Origin of the sequence: Stutzerimonas frequens (assembly GCF_024448335.1) — a bacterium.
Lineage (GTDB): Bacteria > Pseudomonadota > Gammaproteobacteria > Pseudomonadales > Pseudomonadaceae > Stutzerimonas > Stutzerimonas frequens.
The window spans coordinates 58,857-74,452 of sequence record NZ_JAMOHM010000017.1 but is presented as its reverse complement, the minus strand read 5'-3'; the positions used below and the strand labels follow the sequence as shown (position 1 = coordinate 74,452).

Below are 15,596 nucleotides of genomic sequence, written 5' to 3'. Positions count from 1 at the left end.
TTCAGCCTCCCAGCCCGCAGAGCGCGCGTAACCGCGCTGTATCCAGATGCGTCTCGACCAGGTCGGCGAGGCGCTCGATGTCGCGCTCGCGCAAACCGTGGTAATCGACGGTTTGCACCGCCTCGAGGCCCGCCCACTGCAGCAGCGCGGCACAGGCTTCGGGGCCTTCGAACAGGCCATGCAGATAGGTGCCGAGAATCTGGCCGTCGTCGCTGATGGCGCCGTCGCTGCGCCCGTCGTCCAGCTGCACCGCTGGCCGCTCAAGGGCCGGACCGCGGCTGACGCCGGCATGGATCTCGTAGCCACTGACTGGCACGCCTTCCGGCAGCAACCGGCCCTGCACGTTACGCAGCTGCTTGTCGGCTTCGAGTACAGTGGCGAAGTCCAGCAGCCCAAGCGCCTCGCTCTCCCCCGCCGGACCTTCCAGCCCGAGCGGATCGGCAATGCGCATGCCGAGCATCTGCAGGCCGCCGCAGATGCCCAGCAGCTTGCCGCCGTAGCGCAGGTGGCGCTGGATGACGCGATCCCAGCCAATGGCGCGCAGCCAGGCAAGGTCGGCGCGCACGCTTTTCGAGCCGGGCAGGATGATCAGATCGGCAGGCGGCACCGGCTGCCCGGGACCGACGAACTGCAGGTCGACCTGCGGGTGCAGGCGCAGCGGGTCGAAGTCGGTGTGGTTGCTGATGCGCGGCAGCACCGGCACCACCACCTTCAGCGCGTCGTCGGCCTTGCCGGACTGGCGCACGTCGATGGCATCCTCCGCTTCCAGATGGAAATCCATCAGGTATGGAAGCACGCCCAGCACCGGCTTGCCGGTGCGCTGTTCCAGCCAGTCGAGGCCGGGCTGCAACAGCGCGATATCGCCGCGGAAGCGGTTGATGACGAAGCCCTGCACCCGCGCCTGCTCGCTTGCCGAGAGCAACGCCAGGGTGCCGACCAGATGGGCGAACACCCCACCCTTGTCGATATCGGCGATCAGGATCACCGGGCAATCCACCGCCTCGGCGAAGCCCATGTTGGCGATATCGCCGGCGCGCAGGTTGATCTCCGCGGGCGAACCGGCGCCCTCGACCATCACCACGCGATAAGCCGCGGACAACCGGCGATGCGAGTCGAGCACCGCCTGCAGCGCCACGCGCTTGTAGTCATGGTAGGCAACGGCATCCATGCTGGTCACCGCGCGGCCATGGATGATCACCTGGGCGCCGATGTCGCTGTTGGGCTTCAAGAGCACCGGGTTCATGTCGGTGTGCGGCGCAAGGTTCGCCGCCTGCGCCTGTACGGCCTGAGCCCTGCCGATTTCGCCGCCATCTGCAGTCACCGCGCTGTTGAGCGCCATGTTCTGCGGTTTGAACGGCACGACGGCGACCCCCTGGCGTGCCAACCAGCGGCACAGCGCCGTCACCAGCGTGCTCTTGCCGGCGTCGGAGGTGGTGCCCTGCACCATCAGCGTCGTCACGGATGTTGCTCCCTGAAAAATTGCAGAGCCTGATCCAGCCGCGCCCAACCAATATCGGTCGGCAGGCCGAAGCGCAGGCTGGAAGGCTGAGCGAAAAGCCGGGTGAGAATGCCGCGACGGGCGAGAAAGTCATGCAAGAGCGCGGCGTCGGCGCTGACCCACCACTGGAACAGCGCGCAGCCGCCCAGCGGCGCAAGGCCATGGCGGCGTAGCAGGTCGGTCAGACGCTGGCCGTCGCAGTGCAGGCATTCGCGCTGGCGCTGCTGAGCAGCCTGATCAGCCAGCAGCACTGCGCCCAGCTGCCGCGTCGGGCCATTCACCGTCCAGGGTCCGAGCAGCCTGGCGAGCGAACGCAGCAGGCCAGTGTGGGCAAGTACGAAACCCAGTCTCGCGCCGGCCAGGCCAAAGAATTTGCCGAACGAGCGCAGCACGATCAGTCCGGGCAGGTGGCTGTGCTCGGCCAGACTGTGCTGCGGCATGCAGTCCATGAACGCCTCGTCCACCACCAACCAGCCGCCGTAGGCCGCCAGCTCACTGCGCCATTCCAGCAGGCGCTGCGGCGCGATCAGCTGGCCGGTGGGATTGTTCGGGTTGACCACCACCAGCACGTCGAGCTGATCCAGTGCACGCGGCACGCTGGCCTCGCAGAGTTCGACGACCCGATGGCCGAGGCGGCGCCAGGCCTCGGCGTGCTCGGCGTAACAGGGCGAAACGATGCCGACCCGCGCCAGCCCGCGCAGACGCGGCAAGGCCTGAATGGCACTCTGCGAACCGGCCACCGGCAACACCGCACGCGCGCCGTAGTACTGCCGCGCCGCCGCTTCCAGGCCATCGTCGGGCTCCGGCAGACGTGTCCAGGCGCACCTGGAAATGCTCGGCAACGGCGGATGATAGGGGGCGATACCGGTGGAAAGGTCGAGCCAATCCGAGAGCGGAATGCCGTAGCGCTGTGCGGCTGCGCGCAGTCGTCCACCGTGCTCAAGCATAGAGCCAGCCACCGAACAGCAGCGCCAGCAGCCAGACACCGACGCCACCCCAGACCAGATCCAGCGCATGCTCGATATGCCGCGCCTGTGGCGCCTTGCCTCGCCCCAACTCGGGTCGCGCATGCACCTCACCGTGATAGATGGCGGCGCCACCCAACACCACGCCCAACGCTCCGGCGCCTGAGGCCATGACCGGACCGGCGTTGGGGCTGTCCCACAAGGGCGCCTGGGTGCGCCAGCAACGCAGCGCGCGGCGGGTGCGCCCGAGCAATGCATAGGTCAGCGCGACCAGCCGTGCCGGCACGTAGTTGAGCACGTCGTCGATGCGCGCCGCGGCCCAGCCGAAGCGCTCGAAGCGCGCATTGCGATAGCCCCACATGGCGTCCAGCGTGTTGCTCAGGCGGTACAGGACCACACCTGGAGCGCCCGCGACGATGAACCAGAACAGCGCGGCGAACACCGCATCGCTGCCGTTCTCCAGCACCGACTCGGTGGCCGCACGGGCCACGCCCTCCTCGTCCAGCTGCGTGGTGTCGCGGCTGACGATCCAGCCGACGCGGCGGCGTGCCTCGGGCAGATCATGCCGCCACAGCGCCTGCGCCACCGGCAGTGCATGCTCGCCCAGACTGCGCAGGCCCAGGGCCAGATAGAGCAGAACGATCTCCACCAGCCAGCCGACGGTCGGTAACAGGCTGAGCAGCCAGGCCAGCAAGGTCAGCGGTAGCACCGCCAGGCACCAGGCGGTCACCCCGTGGCTGCGCCAGCCGCGCGCCGCAGACCCGTTGAAATGCTGCTCCAGGCGATCGGCCAGGCGACCGAAGGCTACCAGTGGATGTGCCCGCTTCGGCTCGCCGAGCAACGCATCCAGCAGCAGCGCCGCGCTAACGGTGAGGAACAGACTCACTCGGCCCTCTGCGCGCAGGCACTGATCAGCGCATGCAGCTGGCGTACGCCGTCGGTCAGCACCGCCGGGCCGGGGTTGAGGATGTCCGGCGACTTGATCTCGTGCAGCTGGCCCGTGCGCACCGCCGGAATCGCCTGCCAGCCAGGCCGTGCAGCCACCTGTTCCGGGCGAAAACGGCGGCCGCACCAGGAGCCGACGATCAGCTCCGGCGCGCGGCGCACCACTTCCTGCGGGTCCTCGATGATGCGTTGCTTGGCACGCTTGAACGCTGCCAGCTCGGCGAAGCAGTCCTCGCCACCGGCCAGTTCGATCAGCTCGCTGACCCAGGCGATGCCCGAGATCAGCGGCTCGTTCCATTCCTCGAAATACACCCGCGGCCGGCGCGGCAAGCTGGCGGCGCTGGCGCGGATGGCATCCAGCCCGGCCTGCAGCTCGGCGATCAGCGCCCGCGCACGCTCGCCGGCATGCACCAGCGCCCCGAGGGTCTCGATCATGCGCAGAATGCCGGCGACATCGCGCTGGTTGAACAGATGCACTTCCAGCCCTTCGCGCGCCAGCTCGGCGAGCATGTCGCCCTGCAGGTCGCTGTAGCCGAGCACAAGGTCCGGCTCCAAGGCGAGAATCTGCTCATGCTTGACGCTGGTGAAGCCGCTGACCTTGGGCTTCTCCTTGCGCGCCTGCGGCGGGCGCACGGTGAAGCCGGAGATGCCGACGATGCGCGCCTGCTCGCCCAGCAGGTAGAGCGTTTCGCAGGTCTCGGTGGACAGGCAGACGATGCGCTGCGGCCCCTTGCTCATTTCGCCTCCCAGGCATTCTCGAAAACCAGTTCGTGCAGCGGTCGCGGCGTGGTCCAGCCTTCCAGTGCCAGCATCGGTGCCGAGTAGAACTCCTGCACCGGCCCGAGGCAGAGGATCGCCACCGGCTTGGCACCGTCCGGCATGCCGAGCAAGGCGGCCAGCGCGTCGGGATCGAACAGTGACACCCAGCCCATCCCCAGGCCTTCCGCCCGCGCCGCGAGCCAGAGATTCTGGATCGCGCAGGCCAGCGAGGCGAGGTCCATCTCCGGCAGCGTGCGGCGGCCGAAGATATGTTGCTCGCGGCCATCCATCAACGCGGCGACCAGCAGTTCGGCGCAATCCTCGATGCCCTCGACCTTGAGCCGCATGAACTCGGCGGAACGCTCGCCGAGCGCCTGAGCCGTGCGCTGGCGCTCCTCACCGACCAGATCGGCGATGGCCGTGCGCAACTCGGGGCGGGTGATGCGGACAAAGCGCCACGGCTGCATCAGGCCGACGCTGGGTGCCTGATGCGCAGCGTTGAGCAGCCTCGACAGCAGCTCGGGTGCCACCTCGCCGCCGGCGAAATGGCGCATGTCGCGACGCTCGCCGATGGCACGATAGACCGCCGCGCGCTCCTGCTGGCTGAAGGCATGCGCGCTCATGGCCGGAACAGCGCCGCGGCGGCTGCCGGATCGGACGGCAGGTACAGATGGATGTAGGACGCCGTCAGCCGGCCCCGGCGGTAGACCGCTTCGGCAGTGCGCTTGTAGTTCGGGCATTCGCCGCGAGCCAGCGGCTCGAGTGGCGACTCCAGCGCGGAATGGTGGAAGGTGTGCCCGCGCAGCCGCCCTTCCGGCAGCTCCACTTCCTGCAGCGCCAGCGCAGTCAGGCGCTTGTGCATGCGCGCCTCGCCGGGCAGCAGGCCGAGCATCTGCGCGCGCTCGTCGCCACGGTCGGTCAGCCCGTCGAGCAAGTAGAGCATGCCGCCGCACTCGGCGAGGATCGGCTTGCCCGCCTCATGATGTGCGCGGATAGCGTCGGCCATGGCACGGTTGCGCGACAGGCCGCGCAGGTGCAGCTCGGGATAGCCTCCGGGCAGGTACAGGCTGTCCACGGCCGGCAAGCGGGCGAAGCGCAGCGGCGAGAAAAACAGCAACTCGGCGCCCAACGCCTGCAGCAAGTCGAGATTGGCTTGGTAGAGAAAGGCAAAGGCCGCATCGCGTGCAACGCCGATGCGCACACCCGCCAGCAGCGGTTCGAGCGGCGCACTGGCCGGCGCGGCGAAAGTGACCGGTGCAGGCAACTCGGTGTCGGCACTGCGTGCCAGGGCATCTGCCGCGGCATCCAGACGGGCGTCCAGATCAGCCAGCTCCTCGGCCTGCACCAGCCCCAGGTGCCGGCTTGGCAGTTCCACCTCGACACTGCGCGGCAAGGCGCCGTACCAGCGGATCGACTCCGGCAGGCTGTCGCGCAGAATCTCGCCATGCCGGGCGCTGCCGACCCGATTGGCCAGCACGCCATCGAACGGCAGATCCGGCTGGAAGCTGCTCAGCCCGTGCGCCATGGCGCCGAAGGTCTGCGCCATGGCCGAGCCATCGATGACCGCCAGCACCGGCACGCCGAAGCGCCGCGCCAGATCGGCCGCCGAGGGCGCGCCATCGAACAGGCCCATCACGCCTTCGATCAGGATCAGGTCGGCCTCGCCCGCCGCTTCCCAGAGCAGGCGTCGCGACTCCTCTTCGCCGACCATCCACAGGTCGAGCTGATAGACCGGCTTGCCACTGGCACGCGCGAGGATCATCGGGTCGAGAAAGTCCGGCCCGCACTTGAACACCCGCACGCGCTTGCCCTGCCGCGCATGCAACCGCGCCAGAGCCGCAGTGACGGTGGTCTTGCCCTGGCCGGAGGCCGGCGCGGCGATCAACAGCGCCGGGCAGCTTCTACTGGTCATTGCGGTCTCTCATCAGCAGCGTAGGGTGGATGACGCTTCATCCATCCACCGACCACGCCGAGGGTGGATGAAACAGACGTCATCCAGCCTACGCAACGGTCCGTGAATGTCTTGAGCGCAGGCATCAAAATTCGACGCCTTTCTGCGCCTTCACGCCGGCCTTGAATGCGTGCTTGATCAGGCCCATCTCGGTGACGGTGTCCGCCGCCTCGACCAGGCCCGCCGGTGCGCCGCGACCGGTGACTACCACGTGCTGCAACAGCGGCCGCGACTCGATGTTGGCGAGCACCGGCGCCAGTTCCAGATAGCCGTACTTCAGAGCGATGTTCAGTTCGTCGAGCACCACCAGGCCGATCTCGGGATCGGCCAGCAGCTCGGCCGCCACCGCCCAGGCTTCGCGGGCCTTGGCGATGTCACGCTGGCGATCCTGGGTTTCCCAGGTGAAGCCCTCGCCCATGACGTGGTAGCGCACCTCGTCCGGAAAGCGCCGGAAGAACGCCTCCTCGCCGGTGCTGGCCGCGCCCTTGATGAACTGCACCACGCCGACCTTGATGCCATGGCCAAGGGCACGCGCGACCATGCCGAAGGCGGAACTGCTCTTGCCCTTGCCGTTGCCGGTGTGCACCAGCAGCAGGCCGTACTCGTCCTGCGCCTCGGCGATCTTCTCGTCGATCAGCGCCTTCTTGCGCTGCATGCGCGCCTTGTGGCGATCATCGCGTTCGCTGGACTCGCTCATGCGCGGGCCTCGCCACGCTGCCCAGACCAGGCGCGCAAACCGACGAACAGCAGCGCGGCGACGCCGACATACAGCGCAAGGGTCGACAGGTAGCGCGGGTAATAGGTGGCGATTCGGTCGACCAGCAGCGCCAGCGTCGGCTCGGGATAGCGCCCGGAGAAATAGAGGAAGCCGCCGCCAGAGAACAGGTAGCAAACGAAGGCGCTCGCCATCACGCACAGCGCCAGGGTCGCCAGGCTGCTGAAATGGTCACGATGCAGACGGGCGTAGAGTCGACCGCCCAGCCACAGCGAACCGTATGCCGGCACCAGCATCCAGTACGCCGGCGACATGCACCAGTCGCTGACACCGGCCCACTGGATGGCGGCGAAATCCAGCAGCGAAGCCTCGAGAAACAGTGCCGGAAACACCCACTTCGGCCGCACCAGCACGCCGGCGAGGAAGAACACCGCCCAGGACGCACTCGGCAGGTTGACGCTGGCGAAGTGCTGTCCGCGGGTCATGGCCAGTAGCGCGGCAAGCGCGAGGCCGACCAGCAGCTGGTATCTCGGGGCAAGCTTGATCATTGCAGTCTCCTTCTGTGGGCGCGGGCGACATGCCCGCGCCGCGGTCTTACAGCGCCTGGTAGCGCACGGTCAGGTAAGCGGCCTGGCCGGGCTGGTTGTAGCCCTCCGCGGTCTCGTAGTCGGCATCCAGCAGGTTGGCGACGCGCGCCTGCAGGCGCCACTCGGGGGTGATGCGGTATTCGCCGCGCAGATCGAGGGTGGCGTAGCCGGACAGCTCGCGGGTGTTGGCCAGGTCGTCGTAACGCTGCCCTTCGGCGTGCAGGCTGGCGCCAATGCTGAAGGCACCGAGCCGGCGGTCGAGGTCAAGGTTGAATAGCTGCTTGGCCCGGCGCGCCAGCTCGTTGCCGCGGTTGGCGCCGGCGGAGCGGTTCTCTGGTTCCAGCAGGCTGTAGTTGGCATTCCAGTCCCAGCCGAGCAACTGGCTGCCGAGAACCAGCTCGACCCCGCGGATGCGCGCTTCCTGCACGTTGGCCGGCGCGGAAATGCTGGCGTCATAGGCGATGAGTTCATCGACCACGGTGCGATAGGCATTCACTGCCCAGTGGCCCCAGCCATGCTGCCCGGCAAGGCCGACTTCGAGGCTTTCGGAGGTTTCCGCATCCAGCTCGGGATTGCCGTAATCGGGGAAATACAGCTCGTTGAAGGTCGGTGCCTTGAATGCCGTGCCGTAGCTGATGGTGGCGCGAAACCAGTCAGTCAGCGCATAGCCGTAGCCGATGTTGCCGGTGTCGTGCTGGCCAAACTGCTCGTTGTCGTCACGACGCAGCGACAGCTGCCAGTCATGGCGGCCGACCTCACCCAGGTACTGAGCGAAATAGCCGTCGTTGTCCCGAGAGTCCTCGGCATACGCCGTAGTGCCGTTGACCTCGTCGCGCTGGTGGTCGGCACCCAGGATCAGCGTATGCCCCGCGGCCAGCTCGACATCGTTCTGCCAGCTGAGCGTGTCGCGACGGCTGTCGAAGCGTGAATAGAACTGTCCGTCCTGATAGGCATCGGATTTGTCTTCGCTGCGCCCGGCCTGCAGCGTCACCCGCCAGGGTTCCAGCGGACTGAAGCGCGCACGGGTGCCGAAGACCCTCGACTCACCATCGGCATTGGCGCCGAAACCGGACGTGCGGGCCCGGTTCACGCTGTCGTAGTCGTTATGGGATTTGGCCTGCAGCAGGTTGGCGTCCAGCTCCAGACCGTTGTCGAAGCGGTAGCCGGCGCTCAGCGTCGCGGACAGGTTGCGATAGCCGTCGGCGTCACGTTCGTAGCCGCTGGTGTCCGCCAACTTGACGTTGATGCCGTCGGTGTCCGAGCCGCTGACGCCCAGGCTGTACCAGCCACGGCCGTCGCCGCCGGAAACGCCGGCGCTGCCGGTATAGGTGTCATGGGTGCCGTAGCCGGCCGAGAAGAACGGCTTGACGCCCTGCCCCTGGCCCTTGCGGGTGAATATCTGGATCACCCCGCCGATGGCCTCCGAGCCGTACAGGCTGGAGCGCGGACCGCGGACCACCTCGATGCGCTCGATCAGCTCCAGCGGCAGATCCTGCAGGGCCGCGCCGCCGCCAGTGACCGAGCCGATCTTGATGCCGTCGATCATCACCAGCACGTGATCGGATTCGGTACCGCGCATGAACAGCGAGGTGGACTTGCCAGGCCCGCCGTTGTTGGCCAGCGAAACGCCTGGCACCTGCTTGAGCAGCTCCGGCAGCGAACTGGCCTGGCTGCGCTCGATCCGCTCGCGGTCGATCACGGTTACCGCGGCCAGGCTCTGCTGGGCGGTCTGTGCGGTACGGGTGGCGGTCACCACCTGCTGCTGGAGATCCAGCGGGGCTGCGGCCAGTCGGCCGATGGAAAATGGAAAACTGCCGAGCAGCACATAGGCCGCTGGCTTGAAACGGGGCTTGCAAGTCAAGGTTCAGGTCTCCGTCGTGCCCACCCGCACGACTGAAAGTCGACGAAGACAGACGGAGGAATCGCAAAAGGAAGGGAATACCGCGAGGGATATGCACCCGCCCAGCGCCCGCCGCACTGTCAGTGAAATGCGACAGGCCGGTCTCCGGGCTTGCGAGCGTATGCCTTGCGGCATCCCGAAACCGCGCCTTCCCATGCGTTGAGCACAGTGGCTGTTGCGGCTTCTCGACTCACCTACCGTTGCGGGGGCAGCGCCGGAATCTTCGTGAGAATGGACCGGCTTCCCTGTTTCACCCGTCTGGCACAAGGCCAGGGGGCACCTGAGGCGACGCGGAGGTTAGTCCAAGGCCGGGGATCACGCAACCACGAGGTTGTCGCACGGCCTCTGCAATCTTCGCTTGCATCTCGCCGCTTGGAACGGCGGACGCCGAAAGGCTTCGAATGCAACAATGCCAGCAAACAGCCAGGACCCTCAGCCAAGCCCATGACCAGCATCGTGCAGATCTCCGACACCCATTTCGGCACCGAGCAACCCGCCGTGGTCCAGGCGCTGGAGGATCATGTAAGTGAGCATCGAGCAGATCTGCTGGTGTTCTCCGGCGACATCACCCAGCGCGCCCGCCGCGGCCAGTTCGCCAGTGCCGCGGCCTTCGTCCGTCGGCTGGAGGCCGACGGCGTCGGCGATACGCTGGTGATTCCGGGCAATCACGACATCCCGCTGTACAACCTCTTCGCCCGTCTATTCACGCCGTACGGCAACTACCGGCGACACTTCGGTGATGAGCTGGAACCGGTTTTCGAGAACGACGACATGCTGGTGATCGGGCTCAATACCACCCACCCGCGCCGACACAAGGACGGCGTGGTGACGGGGCGGCAAGTGGAACGGGTGGCGCAGCGGCTGGCCGAGGGCGACCCGCGCAAGATTCGCATCGTGGTGGCCCACCAGCCGTTCGGCGCGATGGTACCGAGCGATCTGAGCAATCTGCAGCACGGCGCTGAACCCGCGCTGCAACGCTGGGCCGAGCACGGGCTGGACTTGGTGATGGGCGGGCACATCCATCTGCCCTACGTGCTGCCGCTGTCCAGGCAGTACAGCGGCCTCGCGCGGGAGATCTGGATGGTGCAGGCGGGCACCACACTCTCGACCCGCCTGCGTGGCACCTCGCCGAACTCCTTCAACCGGCTGAAGCTGCACCCGGGCGAGGAGAAGAAGGTCTGCGTCGAGCGCTGGGACCTGCTCGATGGCCGCTTCGTGCTGGGTTCGCACTTCAACCTGAGCTGGTGACCCGCGCTCGCGCGCCGTGATCAGCCTATCGACAGGCCGATCAGGTAGACACCGGCGAAGCCAATGTTGAAGGCGATGAACAGATAGAGCATGTGCCGCAGGTAGCTGCCGAAGGTGAGGCCCGGCACCTTGCTCATGGCGACGATACCGGCGGCCGAACCGATCACCAGCAGCGAACCGCCGACGCCGACCGCGTAGGTCAGCACCATCCATTCGGCAACGCCCATCTGCAGCCCGGACTTGAGCAACGCGGCGGTCAGCGGCACGTTGTCGATCGCCGCCGACATCACACCCATCAGGTAATTGGCCATCACCGCCGGCACCTGGTCATAGATGTGCACCAGCCCGTCGAGCACGCGAACCTCCTTGAGCATGCCCACCAGCAGAAGGATGCCGAGGAAGAAGAACAGCGTTTCGAACTCCACTTGACGCACGTACTCGAGGATAGGGTCGGAATCGTTGTCGTCGCTGAAGAAGCGCGCAACCAGGAACATCACCGAAAGCCCGGCGAGAAAGGTCAGCACTGGCGGAATCTGGAACAGGAAGTTGCCGATGATGGTGCCGAGAATGGTGCAGAGGAAGATCAGCGCGATGGCGACATCCACGCCGCGCACGTCCTTACGGTGCGCCTGCACCACCACCTCGCCGTGCATACCGATCGACAGCATCGCCGCCAGCACCATCACCGCGATGAACGCCGGAACGGCCAGCACCAGTAGTTGAAGAATCGCCACCTTGCCGGCGAGAAAGATCATCAGCGTGGTGACGTCACCGGTGATCAGCGCGACACCACCGGAGTTGACCGCGAACACCACCAACGTGGCGAACTTGATGGTCTTCGCCCGATCCAGCTGCAGCGAGAGGATCAGGGTGATGGAGACCAGCGTCGCGGTGATGTTGTCGGCCAGCGAGGAGAACACGAAGCAGAAGGTCGCGGTGAGGAACAGCAGCGCGCGCTCACTGATTCTTTGCGGCAAGACGAGATAGATCAGGTTCTCGATCATGCCCTTCTTGTTCAGGTAGGCGACAAAGGTCATCGCCGCCACCAGGAAGATCCACAATCCGGCGATCTCGGCGATGTTCTCGTTGAGGCTTTCCAGCACGGTTTCCCGCACCTCGCCAGCCGGAGCAAAGATGAACAAGAGCAGCCAGGCCAGGGTGCCGAAGAACAGCGTCACCTTGGCCTTGTTCACATGGGTTACTTCTTCGAGCACGACGCCAAGCAGCGCCGCCACCGCCAGTGCAATCAGCACGTACGTCAGCAATTCAGGCATATCTCACCTAATGGGAAATGGGGAAAAGGGTCTGTGCGCGACGGAACGACGCACGGGGAGGAATTGGGGAGGCGCATGTTAGCCAAAGCGCCAGACGAGCGGAATCACCGCATGTCAAACGGAGAATGTTTCAGCATATGAATGCGACTAAAGACAGGGCGTCTACGACGCGGGGGGTCTATGCGGATGAGGCTCAGGGGTTGCGGGCCAGTTGCTCCTGGTCGAGCACTCGCTTGGCGCCCAGATAACTCTTCTGCCAGTAGCCGGCAGTAAGGCTGTCCAGCCGCACCGTGCCGCCAGAAGATGGCGCGTGAACGAAGCGGTCTTCGCCAACGTAGATGCCTGCGTGGCTGACCCGGCGCCCACCGCTGGTCGCGAAGAACACCAGATCGCCGGGCTGCAGTGCGTCGCGCCGTACCGACGGGCCGCGTAGATTGCTCATGGCTTGAGTGGTGCGAGGGAGCTGGATGCCGGCTGCGCCGCGGTAGACGTAGCCGATCAGGCCACTGCAGTCGAAACCGCTGTCCGGCGTGTTACCGCCCCAGCGATAGGGCGTACCGACCAGGCCAATCGCGCTGAACAGCACGTCTTCAGCGGCGCCGGGTACGGCCTGATGGGCCTTGGGCGTCTGCACGAGTGGCGGCGTGGGCGCCTGCCCGGCACAGGCGGTCAGCAGCGCAGTCAGAACAACGAGCGTGAGACGAGCCGGATAGTGCATGGCAGAGCGGTCCAGGCAAATGAGCCATCACTCTGCCGGCATGTACGGGAAGACGCAACCCCCGCAGGTCGCGGGATCAGTGATGGGCCGTGTGCGGAACCAGATCCGAAGCCAGGGCGAGCACGCGCTTGGCTTCCATGTAACTGGCGCGCCAGTACTTGTCGTCCAGGCTGTCGACGCGCACACCGCCGCTGCGGCTGCTGGAGGCGTGGATGAACTGGTCGTCGCCGATGTAGATACCGGCGTGGCTGACTCGGCCACGGCCGCGGTTGTTGAAGAACACCACATCGCCCGGCTCGAGCTCACTGCGCTTGACCGCCGGTGCGTCGAGGTTGATCAGCTCGCGGGTGGAACGCGGCAGCTCGAGCCCGGCTTCCTTGCGGAACAGAAAACCGACGAAGCCGCTGCAGTCGAATCCGCTCTTCACCGAACTGCCACCGTAGCGATACGGGGTACCGACCAGGGTGAAGCCGCGCTCGAGGATGCTGTCGGCCAGCTGCGGCAGCTGGTAGTCGTGTTCGTCGGTCAGTTCGGCCAACGACTGCTCTTCACTCTTTTCGAGGGCAGCGAAGTCGAAGTCTGCAAGAGGATGATTGTGCGACAGCCGAGGCGATTCGATCTGCTGCTCGGTCTGTACGGGCTGGCCGGCGCAGGCGGTCAGCAGGGCGATGAGTGCGAGAGGCACGAGGGGTGCGAAGCGTTGGCGCATGGGCACGGCCGTGTCATTGATTCCAAAGTGCCGGCGACTATGCCTTCTATCGCTTCGATGATCAATTTCAATCGGACGAATTGTGACGAATCCCCTGCGACAAAACGTCTGCGCGACCCGCCTGCGGCCGACGAAGCCGCTTGATCTCGGTTGCGTCGGCCGCGAGAGCACTATCCGGGCTGATTAGCATCCGCACTGCCCGGCGTGCTCCGGCGCGCTTGCGCAACCGCCGGCACCGCAGCCGTGCGCATCATGCGAATCGTTGCGCAGGGCATCGGCCATGTCCGCCATCGCCTGCTCGAGCCGGACGCGCAAGTCACCGCCCATGGGGGTTTCGGCCAGCGCCTTGTGCATGCAGAACATCCATTGGTCGCGCTCGAGCACGCCGATGCGGAAAAAGCGGTGGCGAAAACGCAACCGCGGGTGGCCATGCTTCTCGATGAAACGAGAGGGGCCGCCAAGCCACCCGGAAAGGAAATCGAACAGTCGCTCCCGGATCTGCGTGGTATCGCTGCCATGCATGTCACGCACTTCGGCTACATCGGGTTCGCACAGCATCAGATCATAGAAGCGGTCGACCAGGCGCCGTAGCGGTTCGTCACCGCCCAGTTCCTGATAAGGGGTTGGTTCGATGGAAGCGTTCAAGACATTGCTCCTTGAAGAAAACCGTAGCGGCCACAGGCAGGCCGCCGGCGCGTTCGGAAATCGCGACAAGCGGGTCGATTGAAGTGGCGCGCTAGCGCTGCGCCTGCCAGAGAATCAGATAGCCCAACCCCATCAGAGACCAGCCGAGCAAGGGATGGAACAACAGGCGCCAGGCTCCGTGCCTGGGCACGAAGCCGACACCATGGATGAAGCCTGCAGAGATGCCCCACATCACGAACATCAATTGCGGATGGCTGTAGCCGCCCTGCCCGTCCAGCATGGCCGCCGGGTGAATCAGCAGAACCAGCGCCAGCGGCCCGGCCAGCAACAGGGAGAGCGTGCGAGCGGCTGCGCCATACAGCCGCCCGCCGGTCAGCCCGATCAAGGCTCTGCGTCCAGGTCCTGCGTGGCCTCGAGCCACAGGGCATTGATGATGCCGAAGCTGCAGGCCAGCAATACGCCGAGAATCCAGGTGAAGTACCACATAGTCTGATCTCCTTGGCACGGTGGGCGACATCCGCCCACCTGCTCGTTCAATAAAGGCCGTGAGGGTTGGCTTCGATGGTCTTCTGGTTGAGGCGCCCCCACATGCGGATGTAGCTCCACAGCGTGTAGCAGAGGATCAGCGGTACGAAGATGCAAGCCACGACAAACATGATGCCCAGCGTCTTGTGACTCGACACCGCATCCCAGAGGGTGAGGCTGGAGGCCGGGTCGAGGCTCGACGGAAAGACGAAGGGGAACAGCGCAAAGCCCGCAGTGCAGATGCTGCCAACGATCATCAGGCTGGTGCCGAGGAAACTCACGCCACCGCTGTTGCGAGTGGAACCCAGCAGCGCGAGCAATGCGCCGACGATGCCTGCCGCCGGTGCGATCAGGGTGATCGGATAGCGCGAGTAGTTGGCCAGCCAGCCGACGTTGTCCTGGGCCACCTGCTTGTCCAGCAGCGGATTGAGCGCTGCCCCCGGATCGGTCACCGAAAGCTGGCTGAAGCCCTGGATTCCCAGCGCCAGCCATGCCCCGGCGGCAACGAAGCCGAACAGGAACACCAGCACGCAGAGGCGCGTTGCCTGCCGCGAGCGCTCGGCCAGGTCACCATCGGTACGCAGCATCAGCCAGGCACCGCCGTGAGCACTGAGCATGCTCAGGCTGACCACACCACAGAGCAGCGCGAACGGGTTGAGCAATGCGAAGAACGAGCCGTGGTAGGTCGAACGCATCAGCTCGTCGAGCTGGAATGGCAGTCCGAGAAACAGGTTGCCGAAGGCCACGCCGAACACCAGCGCCGGCACCGCACCGCCGACGAACAGCGCCCAGTCCCAGGCACTGCGCCAGCGCGGGTCCTCCACCTTGCTGCGGTAGTCGAAGCCCACCGGCCGGCAGAACAGCGCGAACAGCACCAGCAGCATGGCCCAGTACAGGCCGGAGAAAGCCACCGCGTAGACCATCGGCCAGGCGGCGAACAAGGCGCCACCGGCGGTGATGAACCACACCTGATTGCCGTCCCAATGCGGGGCGATGGTGTTGATCGCCACACGCCGCTCGTTGTCGGTCTTGCCGACGAAGGGCATCAGCGCCATGGCGCCCATGTCGAAGCCATCGGTCAGGGCGAAGCCGATCAGCAGCACACCGATCAGCACCCACCAGACCAGCTTGAGAACCTCGTAGTCGAACATCTCGTT

At 65.9% G+C, this 15,596-nt stretch carries 17 protein-coding genes and 1 riboswitch; of the genes, 1 reads left to right on the top strand and 16 read right to left on the bottom strand.

Annotated features, from left to right (window positions below):
- Window position 1: 1 nt before the first annotated feature.
- The 9 genes from NAO55_RS18965 to btuB form a co-directional block, all read right to left on the bottom strand.
- Complete coding sequence (locus tag NAO55_RS18965) at window positions 2-1,459, bottom strand: cobyric acid synthase (protein ID WP_102840744.1); 1,458 nt, start codon at window positions 1,457-1,459, stop codon at window positions 2-4.
- Window positions 1,456-2,445, bottom strand: a complete 990-nt coding sequence (gene cobD, locus NAO55_RS18960) for a threonine-phosphate decarboxylase CobD (protein ID WP_102840743.1) — start codon at window positions 2,443-2,445, stop codon at window positions 1,456-1,458. The genes NAO55_RS18965 and cobD overlap by 4 nt, the downstream gene beginning before the upstream one ends.
- Window positions 2,438-3,349: an adenosylcobinamide-phosphate synthase CbiB gene (gene cbiB / locus NAO55_RS18955; RefSeq protein WP_102840742.1), complete on the bottom strand. Its 912-nt coding sequence runs from the start codon at window positions 3,347-3,349 to the stop codon at window positions 2,438-2,440. The genes cobD and cbiB overlap by 8 nt, the downstream gene beginning before the upstream one ends.
- Window positions 3,346-4,146: a cobalamin-binding protein gene (locus NAO55_RS18950; RefSeq protein ID WP_102840741.1), complete on the bottom strand. Its 801-nt coding sequence runs from the start codon at window positions 4,144-4,146 to the stop codon at window positions 3,346-3,348. The genes cbiB and NAO55_RS18950 overlap by 4 nt, the downstream gene beginning before the upstream one ends.
- Window positions 4,143-4,790, bottom strand: a complete 648-nt coding sequence (bluB, locus tag NAO55_RS18945) for a 5,6-dimethylbenzimidazole synthase (protein ID WP_102840740.1) — start codon at window positions 4,788-4,790, stop codon at window positions 4,143-4,145. The genes NAO55_RS18950 and bluB overlap by 4 nt, the downstream gene beginning before the upstream one ends.
- Window positions 4,787-6,079 carry a cobyrinic acid a,c-diamide synthase CobB gene (locus tag NAO55_RS18940; RefSeq protein WP_102840739.1) on the bottom strand — a complete coding sequence of 431 codons (1,293 nt, stop codon included), beginning with the start codon at window positions 6,077-6,079 and terminating at the stop codon, window positions 4,787-4,789. The genes bluB and NAO55_RS18940 overlap by 4 nt, the downstream gene beginning before the upstream one ends.
- Window positions 6,080-6,203: 124 nt before the next feature.
- Window positions 6,204-6,815, bottom strand: coding sequence for a cob(I)yrinic acid a,c-diamide adenosyltransferase (gene cobO / locus NAO55_RS18935; RefSeq protein WP_102840738.1), 612 nt, complete (start codon window positions 6,813-6,815; stop codon window positions 6,204-6,206).
- Window positions 6,812-7,381 carry a hypothetical protein gene (locus NAO55_RS18930; protein WP_102840737.1) on the bottom strand — a complete coding sequence of 190 codons (570 nt, stop codon included), beginning with the start codon at window positions 7,379-7,381 and terminating at the stop codon, window positions 6,812-6,814. The genes cobO and NAO55_RS18930 overlap by 4 nt, the downstream gene beginning before the upstream one ends.
- A 46-nt stretch (window positions 7,382-7,427) precedes the next feature.
- Window positions 7,428-9,281: a TonB-dependent vitamin B12 receptor gene (btuB, locus tag NAO55_RS18925; protein ID WP_102840736.1), complete on the bottom strand. Its 1,854-nt coding sequence runs from the start codon at window positions 9,279-9,281 to the stop codon at window positions 7,428-7,430.
- Window positions 9,282-9,399: 118 nt separating this feature from the next.
- Window positions 9,400-9,619, bottom strand: a riboswitch (cobalamin riboswitch).
- 145 nt (window positions 9,620-9,764) lie between these two features.
- Here btuB and NAO55_RS18920 point away from each other — a divergent pair.
- Window positions 9,765-10,568 (top strand): metallophosphoesterase family protein, encoded by an 804-nt coding sequence (locus tag NAO55_RS18920; RefSeq protein ID WP_102840735.1) that lies wholly within the window; start codon window positions 9,765-9,767, stop codon window positions 10,566-10,568.
- 20 nt (window positions 10,569-10,588) lie between these two features.
- Here NAO55_RS18920 and nhaD read toward each other — a convergent pair whose 3' ends face one another.
- The 7 genes from nhaD to cydB form a co-directional block, all read right to left on the bottom strand.
- Window positions 10,589-11,842, bottom strand: a complete 1,254-nt coding sequence (gene nhaD / locus NAO55_RS18915) for a sodium:proton antiporter NhaD (RefSeq protein WP_102840734.1) — start codon at window positions 11,840-11,842, stop codon at window positions 10,589-10,591.
- A 193-nt stretch (window positions 11,843-12,035) separates the two neighbouring features.
- Complete coding sequence (locus NAO55_RS18910) at window positions 12,036-12,560, bottom strand: C40 family peptidase (RefSeq protein ID WP_063541317.1); 525 nt, start codon at window positions 12,558-12,560, stop codon at window positions 12,036-12,038.
- Between the two features lie 76 nt (window positions 12,561-12,636).
- Window positions 12,637-13,269 carry a C40 family peptidase gene (locus NAO55_RS18905; RefSeq protein ID WP_102840733.1) on the bottom strand — a complete coding sequence of 211 codons (633 nt, stop codon included), beginning with the start codon at window positions 13,267-13,269 and terminating at the stop codon, window positions 12,637-12,639.
- Window positions 13,270-13,452: 183 nt separating this feature from the next.
- Window positions 13,453-13,914, bottom strand: coding sequence for a group II truncated hemoglobin (locus NAO55_RS18900; RefSeq protein WP_102840732.1), 462 nt, complete (start codon window positions 13,912-13,914; stop codon window positions 13,453-13,455).
- A 91-nt stretch (window positions 13,915-14,005) separates the two neighbouring features.
- A complete protein-coding gene (locus NAO55_RS18895; protein ID WP_102840731.1) occupies window positions 14,006-14,299 on the bottom strand; it encodes a cyd operon YbgE family protein in 294 nt (97 codons plus the stop codon).
- On the bottom strand, window positions 14,296-14,400 hold the full coding sequence (gene cydX / locus NAO55_RS18890; protein ID WP_003292563.1) for a cytochrome bd-I oxidase subunit CydX: 105 nt from the start codon (window positions 14,398-14,400) through the stop codon (window positions 14,296-14,298). The genes NAO55_RS18895 and cydX overlap by 4 nt, the downstream gene beginning before the upstream one ends.
- A gap of 47 nt (window positions 14,401-14,447) precedes the next feature.
- Window positions 14,448-15,590: a cytochrome d ubiquinol oxidase subunit II gene (gene cydB / locus NAO55_RS18885; protein WP_102840730.1), complete on the bottom strand. Its 1,143-nt coding sequence runs from the start codon at window positions 15,588-15,590 to the stop codon at window positions 14,448-14,450.
- Between the last annotated feature and the right edge of the window lie 6 nt (window positions 15,591-15,596).